The 12394-nt window shown below is 36.9% G+C and carries 11 protein-coding genes and 1 tRNA gene; 9 read left to right on the forward strand and 3 right to left on the reverse strand.

Annotated elements, in window-relative coordinates; all coding sequences use genetic code 11:
* The first annotated feature begins 36 nt into the window (after positions 1-36).
* Positions 37-744 carry a UDP-2,3-diacylglucosamine diphosphatase gene (locus W908_RS07170; protein WP_053820544.1) on the forward strand — a complete coding sequence of 236 codons (708 nt, stop codon included), beginning with the start codon at positions 37-39 and terminating at the stop codon, positions 742-744.
* Here the strand turns inward: W908_RS07170 and W908_RS07175 are convergent.
* From W908_RS07175 to W908_RS07185, 3 genes are read right to left on the reverse strand one after another with little or no spacing between them, the layout of a single operon-like run.
* Complete coding sequence (locus W908_RS07175; RefSeq protein WP_053820545.1) at positions 721-2532, reverse strand: ribonuclease catalytic domain-containing protein; 1812 nt, start codon at positions 2530-2532, stop codon at positions 721-723. The genes W908_RS07170 and W908_RS07175 overlap by 24 nt on opposite strands.
* A gap of 42 nt (positions 2533-2574) precedes the next feature.
* Positions 2575-3234 (reverse strand): inner membrane-spanning protein YciB, encoded by a 660-nt coding sequence (locus W908_RS07180; RefSeq protein ID WP_053820546.1) that lies wholly within the window; start codon positions 3232-3234, stop codon positions 2575-2577.
* Positions 3235-3240: 6 nt separating this feature from the next.
* Complete coding sequence (locus tag W908_RS07185; RefSeq protein ID WP_020027296.1) at positions 3241-3450, reverse strand: PP0621 family protein; 210 nt, start codon at positions 3448-3450, stop codon at positions 3241-3243.
* A gap of 79 nt (positions 3451-3529) precedes the next feature.
* On the opposite strand from W908_RS07185, the gene W908_RS07190 reads away from it, so the two are divergent.
* The 8 genes from W908_RS07190 (at position 3530) to W908_RS07225 (ending at position 12344) form a co-directional block, all read left to right on the forward strand.
* Positions 3530-4447, forward strand: coding sequence for an alpha/beta fold hydrolase (locus tag W908_RS07190; protein WP_053820547.1), 918 nt, complete (start codon positions 3530-3532; stop codon positions 4445-4447).
* 82 nt (positions 4448-4529) lie between these two features.
* Positions 4530-4618, forward strand: a tRNA-Leu gene (locus tag W908_RS07195).
* A 182-nt stretch (positions 4619-4800) separates the two neighbouring features.
* The gene (locus W908_RS07200; RefSeq protein WP_053820548.1) at positions 4801-6174 is read left to right on the forward strand and encodes a uracil-xanthine permease family protein; all 1374 of its coding nucleotides are present in this window, start codon (positions 4801-4803) and stop codon (positions 6172-6174) included.
* Between the two features lie 330 nt (positions 6175-6504).
* Entirely contained in the window at positions 6505-7593 is a 1089-nt protein-coding gene (locus W908_RS07205; RefSeq protein WP_053820549.1) for an ABC transporter ATP-binding protein, read from the forward strand.
* 30 nt (positions 7594-7623) lie between these two features.
* Entirely contained in the window at positions 7624-8709 is a 1086-nt protein-coding gene (locus W908_RS07210) for an extracellular solute-binding protein (RefSeq protein WP_053820550.1), read from the forward strand.
* Positions 8710-8823: 114 nt separating this feature from the next.
* The gene (locus W908_RS07215; RefSeq protein WP_053820551.1) at positions 8824-10218 is read left to right on the forward strand and encodes an ABC transporter permease; all 1395 of its coding nucleotides are present in this window, start codon (positions 8824-8826) and stop codon (positions 10216-10218) included.
* 2 nt (positions 10219-10220) lie between these two features.
* Positions 10221-11126, forward strand: coding sequence for an ABC transporter permease (locus W908_RS07220; RefSeq protein ID WP_053820552.1), 906 nt, complete (start codon positions 10221-10223; stop codon positions 11124-11126).
* A gap of 42 nt (positions 11127-11168) precedes the next feature.
* The gene (locus W908_RS07225) at positions 11169-12344 is read left to right on the forward strand and encodes an MFS transporter (RefSeq protein ID WP_053820553.1); all 1176 of its coding nucleotides are present in this window, start codon (positions 11169-11171) and stop codon (positions 12342-12344) included.
* The last annotated feature ends 50 nt before the right edge of the window (positions 12345-12394 follow it).

Genomic DNA, 12394 nt, shown 5'->3' on the forward strand with positions numbered 1-12394 from the left:
TTCATTGTGCTAGATGAACTCTAGCGCGAATAAAATATGCTGAGCACATTAATTATTTCTGATCTCCATCTAACAAATGTTGAGCTGGATAAGGTCAAGCTGTTTGAAAATTTTTGTATTGAACAGGCCTCAAAAGTAGATCAACTTTTTATCTTAGGAGATCTTTTTAACTCCTGGATTGGAGATGATGCTTCTCTAGCAAGCTATAAAGTGATCACCTCGATCCTTAATAATCTTTCAGACAAAACAAATGTTTTTGTTATGGCTGGTAATCGTGATTTTTTACTATCAAAAAATTTTGAAAAAGAATCTGGTTGTAAGCTAATCAAAGAACCATTTGAACTTGAGCATAACTCAAAAAAATACCTTTTAATTCATGGGGATAGCCTCTGCACTGATGATATAAACTATCAAAAATTAAAGAAAGTCCTTAGAAATCCAATCATTCAGTTCATTTTTTTAAATTTATCAAAAAATATGAGGCTTAAGTTAACAGGACAACTGCGAAAGAAAAGTATTGAGGCGCAGGCTTATAAATCTGAAAAAATTATGGATATAAATCAAAATGCAACCGATTTATTAATGTCCCAATACCCTGGCTATGATCTCATTCATGGACATACGCACAGACAAAATACTCATAATGATAGCAATTACACTAGGCATGTTTTAGGTGACTGGTCGACTCAAAAAGGCAACGCAATAAAGTTAGATAACAAGTTAGAGTGGCTTGAAATCAATTGATCTCTCAAACAAATTACTTGAAATAACCTTCAGCTTAATCTCTTCTTCTAACTCAACTTTTGATTTGAATTTGACTTGAGTAATCATTGCAAGCTCAGGAATTAATACAGAAGCCTTTTGGCCTTTAACTTCAACAATAACCCCCTCTCCTTCCCATTGTTTATTTTGTTTGAAATAAAGGCATCTGAAGTGCTCAACACTCTGTCTTGTGGCTTTATTGACTTTTGAAACTGAAGCATTGACCACTTTAATTCTCTCTTTAATATCACTATCATTCAATAGATCACTCTTATTAAGAAATCTAACCAATTGTTGCTGAACTAGTAAATCTAGATAGCGTCTCATCGGGCTTGTTACTCTTAAATAAGCCTCTAAACCCAATCCTGAGTGTAATGAGTGCTTCACAGATAGTTTAGATCTATTAAACCCTCTTGCAGCCTCTTTTCGAAAAAGGGGAGAAAGGTTATTAATATTTTTAATAACTTCATCACTGAAATTTCCTGGCTCTTGCGATAGATAGGGCATTGATATACTATTCTCAACTGAAAACTCTGCAATGACTCGCCCCGCAAGAATCATCATCTCTGAGACCAAACTTCTGCTCTCGCTAACTGTTTGAGGAAAAATGTGAACCTTACTATCTTTAAGCTTTATATCCGTATTTGGAAGATTGAGTTGGATGGCGCCATTAGTATCTCTATGAGCTTTATGAGCTATAGCTATTTTATTTAATGAAGCTAAAGTTTTATTTGAATTGATTTCCTCATCAGCTACCTCATAGCTCATTTTTGTCACCTTAATTTCACTCAAGTAAATTTGTATATCATGGACTTCAAATTCATTGAGCACGAATCCAATTGAAATAGCATTTGACACGTCATTAGCTCCCAAGGAACAAGCCTCAGATAGCCTTGGTGGAAGCATATGAAAAATTTGATCTGGGAGATAAAGATTAGATACCCTTTTCCTTGCAAATATATCAAGTTCACTATCAATTTCTACAAAACTAGCTACATCTGCAATATGAACCCATATTCTATCTCCATCGATACTGATTGCATCATCTGCATCACTGGAATAGCTATTATCAATTGCAAGACACGTCAGGTGAGTTAAATCTTTTCTATCTAACTTGACTGCATCAAACTCTAAATCTGCATCAGGATAAATTTTATTTCTCTGTGGGTAGGGATTATTGAACTCTGACCAATAATTAATATTAAGAAGTAACGAGTGGGCATTTTCTGGTGAATTTTCGATTGATAAAGCACTCATTACCTTAGAGTGCTTCGATTGATTAAGGGCAACCTGTTCTACCTCATTAATCCAAAAAATATCCTCACCATCAAATAAATTATTTTCTAGGTTTTTAATACACCTATTTAAGCTTTCTTGCTCTAATGCTTTATCTTTTCTTTGATTCTTAATTGATTGAATTTGCTCTGGAGTTCTAAGAATCAATAAATCCTTATTCCAGTAAAAATACAAACTATCTTCACTCATCAAGTAAACATACCAGGCACTTTGTGGGGTAAAGTCATCAAAAAGCCACTCAGTAATCTCTTGAAGTGGCAATGACTCAGCATCCAAATCGGACAAAATTGAAGCATCTACATCAGGACAATTTTGGTTGATTGTATTAAATTCAGGGTGAATAAAACGAAAATCCTTCTCTCTTACTTTCTGGCTAGTACCATCTGAAAAAGTGATCTCATATTTATGCATTGTTGCAGAGACCACTTTTGCTGGTTTACTTTTGTATGCTACGAGTGCACCTATTTTTGACAAGGATCTCTCCAATTAGAGAATTTAATCTGTGTAAGAAATTAACTAGGAATCAGTTTGCTTCTCTTTAATGTGCTTACTGAGCATTAATACTGTAATGATGATTAAAACTAAAGTAAGACCCAAGGTACCAAACAATTTAAAGTTCACCCAAGATTCTTCTGAGCTTTGAGCGATTAAACAAAGGCTTTCAAGCGGGCTCTGGCTACAGTCAAAATTTTTCAGATCTATCTTAGGATTAACTATTGAACCACTAGTTAAGAATAGATTTCTCGCACTGAGGGCTGTATTGACAAAAAAAGCGTTAATGATGGCAATAATAATAAATCCCAAACTCCAAAACCAAGTTAAATTAACCCATGTGTTTCTGGGCAACTGAAGCTCCTTACCCATCATCCTTTCAAGTAAAGTTTTACTCCCTACATAGTTACTTCCAATAAGAACTGCCGCAAAAATTACATAAAGAACACTCACCTTCCACATGACAAATGCTGGATCTCTAAGAACAATACTAATTCCTCCAAAAACAACAAGAAGAGCAAAAGTGAGAACCTGTGATGTAACAAATTTTCCAGTTGTTACCCTTGAGTACATAATTTGAACAAATGTTGATGCAATCATTGCGTAAATTGCTGCATAAAGTCCATAGTACTTATAGACTATAAAAAATAGAACGATAGGACCAAAATCTAATAGAAACTTCATTTCAATTTACTCCGCATGCTCTTTTGAGCAGTAATTTTTACCATTTTTAATAACAACATCAGACTCAGGAACATGAGTGTCACAAATGACACAGGCAACCATTTTTTGACCGGCACCTTTTTGAGATGATCGATTTGAGTTTGAAACCTTAAACCTTTTAATAAGACTAAACCCAGTCCAGCCTAATAACAAAACCAATATTAATTTAATGATCAAAGAAATATCCTCGAGAATTGCGATTTAAAATAGTAAATTTTACAGAATTATTTTGCACTCTGAAAGAAAGGCTATATTTATGAAAAATGAAATTTATCAAAGTCAAACTGGATCACAAATTAATCTCTACAGTCTGATTCCAAATAATGAGGTAAAGGCAATCATACATATTTCTCATGGAATGGTTGAGCATGCACTGAGGTATAAAAGATTTGCAAATGAACTCTGTAAATCAGGTTATGCAGTCTACACTCATGACATAAGAGGCCATGGTCAAACACGGGCTCATGATGCGTCTCAAGGTGTGTTTGCTAAATCAAATGGCTTTGAGTTAATCCTAGAAGATCAAAATGAAATAGTAAAGCTGGCAAAAAAAAGTCATCAGAATAAACCCGTCATTTGCTTTGGTCACTCTCTTGGCTCCATCGTAAATTTGAATTTTGCTCTCAAATACCCTGAACATGTTAATGCCTTAGCTTGCTGGAATAGTGGAATTGAAACTGGTTTATTACCAAGAGCATCTAGAGTCATTCTATCTCTCGAATCAATTTTTAGAAAAACTCACTTACCAAGCCTCTTTGCTTGGAAGCTCTCTTTTGGGGCTTGGAATGCAAAATTTAAACCCAATCGAACCGAATTTGACTGGCTCTCACAAGATGAAAAAGAAGTTGACCTTTATGTAGATGACCCCCTTTGCGGATTTGAAGCATCCATATCAATGTGGATGGATATCCTAGAGGGTGTTTTTTACGCCGGACATAAAAATAACCTAATAAGATTATCTAATAACCTTCCAGTTCATATTATTGGAGGTGCTGAAGATCCATGCACAAATAATGGAAGAGATATGATTAAACTTGCTACAAAACTTAAAAATCAAGGGATGAAAGATGTCACTAGTTCAATTTTAGAGGGCACTCGTCATGAAACTTTAAACGAAATCAATCGGGATCAAACTACCACCGATTTTATTGAATGGCTTAATGAAAGATTTTAAGATTTGGATAGTATCTTCAATAATAAATGATAAAAATAATTATTATCGATAGTATATAATTTGCCGTTCTCCAAACATCTCTGCCCGGGTGGTGAAATTGGTAGACACACAGGACTTAAAATCCTGCGGAGGTTAAACTCCGTGCCGGTTCGATTCCGGCTCCGGGCACCATCAAATAAATCACAACAATCACAACAATCACAACAATCACTTAAGATACTAATCTAAATTAGAGAGTTTAAATCAATGATATTTTTTCATTAAATATCAATTAAAACCCTAAAAAAATTGTGTTAATATGTCACTTGTTGACAATTCCTGTCAGCATTTTTTAACTTAAAAGGGGAGTTAATATGAGTGATTCAGAGTTAATTTACGAACTCGAAGCAGATCCGCCACCTGCTGAAAAGTTCTTTGCCGCACTTCAACATGTGCTTGCAAGTTTTGTTGGTGTTATCACGCCGACCTTAATCATTGGTGGTGCACTTGGACTTGGTGAGCAAATACCTTATCTAATCAGTATGGCGCTAATGGTCTCAGGAGTTGGCACAATCATCCAAGCTAAAAAACCAATGAATGTTGGTGCTGGAATGATCTGTGTCCAAGGAACAAGCTTTGCGTTTCTTAGCTCAGTTCTTGCAGCCGGCTTTTTAGCGAAAGCACAAGGCGGTGGACCAGAGGAAATTCTTGCAATGATTATGGGTGTGTGTTTCTTGGGAGCATTTATAGAAATCGGCTTGAGTCAGTTTCTACCGCAACTCAGAAAACTCATCACACCAATCGTGACTGGAACAGTCATAACAATCATTGGAATCAGCCTCATCAAAGTTGGCTTGACTGATCTAGGTGGTGGACAGTGGCTACTGGATAATAAACCTGAGTTCTGGGGCTCATTATCTAAAATAGCACTTGGCTTTATAGTGATGATCTCAATCATTATTTTGAACCGTTCAAATAATCAATGGATCCGTTTATCTTCAATTGTTATTGGCTTAGTAATTGGATTTATTATTGCCTTAGCCATGGGAGAAGTAAATACAAGTCAAGTATTTGCTGTTCAAGAATCTATAAGCATCCCTATACCATTTAGGTATGGATTTGATTTTGATATTATTGCTTTCATACCTATTGCGTTAATATATGTCATTACAGCCATTGAATCTTCTGGTGATATAACTGCAAACTGCATGATATCCAAGCAAGATGTTAAAGGTGAGGGCTATATCAATCGAATCAAGAATGGTGTCCTAGGTGACGGTGTTAATTCTGCAATCGCTGCAGTTTTTAATACTTTCCCAAATACAACTTTCAGTCAAAACAATGGCGTGATACATCTAACTGGTATTGCTAGTCGTCATGTGGGTGTGTGGATTGGTGGAATCTTAATACTAATGGGCTTATTTCCACATGTAGGCTCAATATTGAGGGCACTTCCAGCATCAGTTCTTGGCGGTGCAACTATCGTGATGTTTGGTACGGTCGCTATTGCGGGAATTAAAATTCTCTCAACAGTTGACATGAACCGTCGAAATATGTTGATCCTAGCCGTTTCATTTGGTATGGGCCTAGGTGTTCTCTTAGTACCGCAATTTGCTGGTGCTTTAGCGAGCAATATTGGTGGTACATTTGGCAAGCTCATGGGCAGTATCTTTAGCTCTGCAATTACTACAGGTGGTTTAACTGTTTTAATTTTGAGCGCCATTATGGGCGAAAAAGTAGAAGACTAATAATTGTTAGTTTTAATAAGGCGGCTTATAGCCGCCTTTTTTTATGAATGTTTAATGTATTTTGAAATAATTAAATCATCAATAAACTTTAGAATCAAAATAAATGCATTGTTTTTGTTCCAATATTGGAAACATTCACTCCAATCAATATGGTATATTTCGTTTTAGTGTTGAGGATTTTTGTTGAATTAAGCTCGATTTGCGCTTTACAAAAGGCTTTTATTAAAGTAAATTTGTAGCAAAAGTTTGATGTAATTTCAATCTCTTAAAACCATATAAAGGTGATTAATTTCATCTTGGTATTTTTTTTTGTTAAAAAAGTGTTTATTTATGAGTAATACAGAACCGTTAGTAAAATTTGAAAACGTTCAAAAAAGTTATGATGGTGAGATACTGGTTGTCAAAGATTTCAACCTAGATGTTGCTCCAGGGGAGTTTGTTACTATGTTAGGACCCTCAGGTTCTGGAAAGACGACCTGCCTGATGATGCTTGCAGGTTTTGAACCAACTACAAATGGAACAATTTACTTAAAAGATAAGCCGATCAATAATGTCCCTCCTCACAAAAGAGGCATTGGAATGGTGTTTCAAAACTATGCACTTTTCCCACACATGACGGTTGCTGAGAATTTGGCATTCCCACTAGAAGTTCGCAAAATGGGTAAAGCTGAGAGGGAAGCAAAGGTTAATCGTGCTCTTGATATGGTTCAGCTTGGTGATTTTGGTAATAGACGCCCAATGCAACTATCTGGAGGACAACAACAGCGTGTTGCAGTAGCAAGATCTCTCGTATTTGATCCCGATTTAGTTTTAATGGATGAGCCTTTAGGCGCACTTGATAAAAATTTAAGAGAGCAAATGCAGTACGAAATTAAACATCTGCATGAGAGTCTTGGATTAACCGTAGTCTACGTTACCCATGATCAAACTGAAGCGCTCACGATGTCAAATCGAATCGCAGTATTTGATGATGGTGTCGTTTTACAGTGCTCTTCTCCAGAGGATCTTTATGAAAAACCTGAAAATGCTTTTGTAGCTAATTTTATTGGTGAAAATAATCGATTGATGGGAAATGTTGAATCCATTGATGGTGATAAGGCAACTGTTAAAACTGACTCAGGAGATATAGTTATAGCCACAAAGGTTAACGTTAATAAGGCCGGTGACCGAGCTACCTTATCGTTAAGACCTGAAAGAATTATGGTTTCTCCTTCTAAAGGTAAAACCCCAAACACGTATTCAGCCAAGGTAGAAGAATTAATCTATCATGGTGACCATATTCGCACACGCTTTAGTGTGTGTGGACATGACGATTTTATCGTCAAAATTCCAAATTCAATTGATAATGTGACCCTCAAAGAAGGTAAACAAGTTGATATCGGTTGGATGTCGGAGGATTGTCTAGCTTTAGATGGATAAAGTCTAGATTTAACATAAGGAGAAATATAAATGAAAAATGTAATATCAAAAACTCTGGTTGCAAGTGCTATTTCAACAGCGATGTTGGCTGGTGCAGTGCAAGCAGATGTAACTTTGGTTTCTTGGGGTGGTGGCTATTCAGCTTCACAACAAAAAGCCTACGTTGATACTTATTCAAGTGGAAACGTTAACATGATCAGTTACAACGGTGGTCTGGGTGAAGTTCGTGCTCAAGTTGAATCAGGAAATGTTCAATGGGATATCGTTGACGTACTTCCATCTCAAGCTCGTACAGGTTGTGATGAAGGCCTATTTGAAGAGCTAGATAGAAGCATCTTCTTACCTGCGCCTGATGGCACACCAATGGACCAAGACTTAATGGTTGACGTTCCAAATGACTGTGTTGTTCCGCAGATCTGGTGGTCATATGTTCCTTTCCACAAAGCGGATACGTTCTCTGGTGAGCAACCTTCTACTATCCAAGACTTCTTTGACGTAGAAAAGTTCCCAGGCAAGCGTGGTGTTCACACTTGGGCTAACGCTATCGTTGAGATGGCTTTGTATGCTGACGGTGTAGCAATTCCTGATATCTATGATGTACTAAGTACTCAAGAAGGACAGGATCGTGCTTTCAATAAACTTGATTCAATCAAAGACCACGTAGTATTTTGGTCTGCAGGCGCTAAGCCACTCGATCTAGTTAACTCTGGTGAGGTATCAATGTCACTAGCCTACAACGGACGTATCGGTGGTGCTGTTCTAAATGACGGTGCTGACTACGTTACTGTCTGGGATGGACAAGTTCTAGAAGAGGAATGGTTAGTGCTTATGAGTGGAGCTCCATCTTGGACTGCAGCTCTTCACTTCCTAGTACATGCTTCAAGTACTCAGGCACAAGCAGATCAAGCTAAATGGATCAACTATGGTCCTATGCGTCCATCTGCTCTTCCTCTAATGGAAGCCGGTGAGCCATGGTTCAATACTGGTGTAAATATCATGGAGCATATGCCTAATACAGATGAGCATATGAAAGGTGGTATCCTTGCTAACCCAGATTGGTGGGCAGATAATGGTCAAGCAGTAAACGACCGTTATGCAGCATGGATGGCTAATTAATTAGCTAACCCTAATACGAGTTTATATATTTAATCTCGTTGAAAACAGGTCAGTTTTTTACTGGCCTGTTTTTCTTAAAACTTAACTATAAATTTTGTACGTATTGGTGTTTATATGAGTGATAATTCCACTATAGATTCTCAGGGTCAGTTACTGACGAATGATGGTGTACCCCTCAAAGAAAGTTTAAGAAAGTCCCTGCGTCGTTCTAAAATTCGCTCGTTCCTTCTTCTATTACCTCCTCTTCTATTCCTATTAATTATGTTTGTTACGCCAATAGGATCGCTACTATCAAGAAGTATTGATGATATAAATATAAATAAAGTACTACCTCAAACATTTGCTCAGTATGAATTATGGGAAGACAAATCTACAATTCCTAGTGAAGAAATGTTTGCTGCAGTCATAAATGACATCAGAATCACTCACAAATTAAAAAACAGTGAAGGTAAAAATATTGGTAAGAATCTTCTGGGTCAATCCGGTACTCGGATGACTTATGAATTTTCTGGTTGGCGAAGCCTATTATTAAAGACAGTCAAAGAAGCTATAAAAGTTGACAAGAGATCCAAGGAAGAAATCAAGCCCTATAAATGGGAAGCACCTTACAAAGAAAAAATGATCAAGAGAGATAAACGCTGGGGTAAGGTTGAGTTCTGGCAGTCACTCGGTGCAATGAAAGACCCTTATACTATGGGATATTATCTTAATGCAGTCGACTTAAGATACGATGCAAACAAAAATATTATCGAAAAGAAAGAGCATTTAAAGATTTATAAAACGATTTGGATGAGAACGCTTCAAGTCAGCTTAATGGTAACCATTTTTTGTTTACTTCTTGCCTATCCAGTTTCGTATTTACTAGCCACACTCCCAATGCGAACATCGAATCTTCTGATGATTTGTGTTTTGATGCCTTTTTGGACATCACTACTCGTCAGAATTGTTGCTTGGATGATTATGCTTCAGCAAAATGGTGTTGTAAATGATACGCTTATCACTATCCTTCCATGCTTTGAGGGTATGGTCAATCTACCATTTTTTGGAGAAACTAATATTGATCTTTGCTTTAGTGATGAAGATCGAATTCCTATGATGTATAACTTTACAGGTACCATTATAGTAATGACGCAGGTACTTCTGCCATTTATGATTCTTCCAATTTATAGCGTGATGAGGGGAATCCCTCCAAGCTATATGAAGGCAGCTCAAAACCTTGGGGCAACCCCTACCAGGGCTTTTATTCGTGTTTATATGCCTCAATCGGTTCCAGGTATTGGTGCTGGATGCATATTAGTCTTTATTGTTGCGATTGGCTACTATATAACACCAGAGTTAGTCGGTGGAAAAGACGGTCTGATGATAGGTAACTTTGTTGCCCGAGAAATGCAGACAACACTGAATTGGGGTCTTGCAGCTGCTATGGGAGCACTTCTTCTTGCTGCAGTTTTGATTCTATATTGGGCTTATGATCGACTAATTGGAATTGATAATTTGAAAATGGGTTAACTATGAAATTTCCTTCTTACATAACTCCTCGAGAAAAACTTTGGTTCTATACGTATAGGACATTTTGTGGGCTAGTACTATTTTTCCTTGTAGCGCCTCTCATTGTTGTCATTCCGCTCTCATTTACGAATTCTGTTTTTCTACAATTTGTACCAGAAATGAAAATCTTTAGTTTTGAGACCTGGTCTTTTAATTTTGAAGGTTATGGCACTCGATGGTACAAGGAGCTGTTTGGCATTTGCAGTGCAAACTCAGGAACAACGGTGTGTACAGATCGGTGGATGATTGGTTTTAAAAATAGTGCTATTATTGCTGTGTTCGCCACCTTCTTTGCAAGCGTATTAGGTACACTTGGAGCGCTTGGTTTGTCTAATCGACATATGCCTTTTAACCGTTTAATCATGGCGCTCATGATCTCTCCAATGATTGTTCCTCTAATCATTACTGCTGCGGGCACTTTTTTCTTTTTTGCTAAAGTAAACCTCGTTGCTACGCTTCCAGGACTGATTATTGCGCATACGATCTTGGGCATACCTTTCGTAGTAATAACGGTTACAGCTTCACTTGCCGGTTTTGATAATAATCTAATGCGAGCAGCTTCTAATTTAGGTGGCTCACCACTTCGAAATTTTTTCAAGATACAAGCCCCACTCATTGCACCAGGTGTTATATCAGGCGCCCTCTTTGCCTTTATTACTTCCTTTGATGAGGTAGTCATTGTGCTCTTTGTAGGTGGACCAGATCAATACACGCTCCCGAGACAAATGTGGTCTGGAATTCGTAATGAAATCAGTCCAACAATTCTCGCTGCAGCAACGATACTGGTAATATTTTCTATTTTATTACTTTCAACACTTGAGATGCTTCGTCGCAGATCAGAAAAAATCCGCGGCATCACACCTCACTAAGCTCACTTATTTTTCATTTAATAATAATGTATAGTTTGTTAAATGAGCACTCAAAACCTAAAAAATAAGAATGGAAGACTTCTCGCTTTAATTGCTTGCCTTTTAGTTACTTTCTGTATGGGTACTATCCATGCATTCAGCACCCTCATACAAAATATTGAGATGCAAGCTGGTGTTGGAAGGATGGCATCAAGCTTTGTTTATTCGACTGGGCTACTTAATGTCACATTGGCGGTATTTTTTGGCCATGTTCTTTATCGTAAATTTTCACCCAATGTTTTAATAACACTTATTGCAATCCTTCCGATCATTGGCTTATTGTTCTCAAATTCAGGAAGCTGGTTTGGATGGATTATTGGCTACGGCTTTCTGTTTGGCTTCTCAAGTGGACTTGGTTATGGACTCTCTCTGTACATTGTCTCCTCCATAACTAAAGACAAAAAGCTCGGCTTTGCACTTGGCTTGGTGACTGCATCATACGCATTTGGTGCTGTTGTATTTTCTATGCTCTATCCTATGTTATTTAAACATTTTGGCTTTGAAAATGGATATGTTATGGGGTTAGGAATTCTTTCGTGTGCTACTTTTGTTGGTCTATTCTTATTTATTACCTCCAAAGTCAAGATTAATTCCCTCGCTAATATGTCTAATAAAAATAGTTCTATCAAACCTAAAATTTTAAAGCTCTGGACTGGTTATTTTTTAGGAGTCTTTGCTGGTCTTATGATTATTGGGCATGCTGTTCCATTAATAAGCTCTTATGGAGGCTCTTCAATCATTTCAGTAACAGCTATTACTCTAATGACACTTGGAAGTGGTATTGCCGGTATATATGCTGGGTGGCTGTCAGATAAATTTGGATGCAAGCGCCCTCTTCTAACAATACTCATTGTCAATTCTTTTTCCATTTTTATCCTTTCAATAACGACGAGTATAAATTTGATTTTGATTTTTTTAATTCTAATAGCATCTATATATGGCGCAGTGATTTCGATATATCCCACTCTTGTTAGTCACTTAGTTGGAAATAATTTATCTGCCATGGTCTATGGAAGGGTCTTTACTGCATGGGGCGCTGCAGGATTACTTTCACCTTCGATTGCTGGATGGCTTTATGAACAAAATAATAACTACAACTCCTCGATCTTATTAACTCTTATTATGTCAATTGCTGCTGTAATAATAATTTGGAATATTAAATATAGTATCAAACATTAAATTAAAACACTAAAAGAGTTCACCAAAATTTATGATCCAGAATATAATTA

Origin of the sequence: Candidatus Pseudothioglobus singularis PS1, from assembly GCF_001281385.1 — a bacterium.
In the GTDB taxonomy this organism is placed as follows: Bacteria; Pseudomonadota; Gammaproteobacteria; order PS1; family Pseudothioglobaceae; genus Pseudothioglobus; species Pseudothioglobus singularis.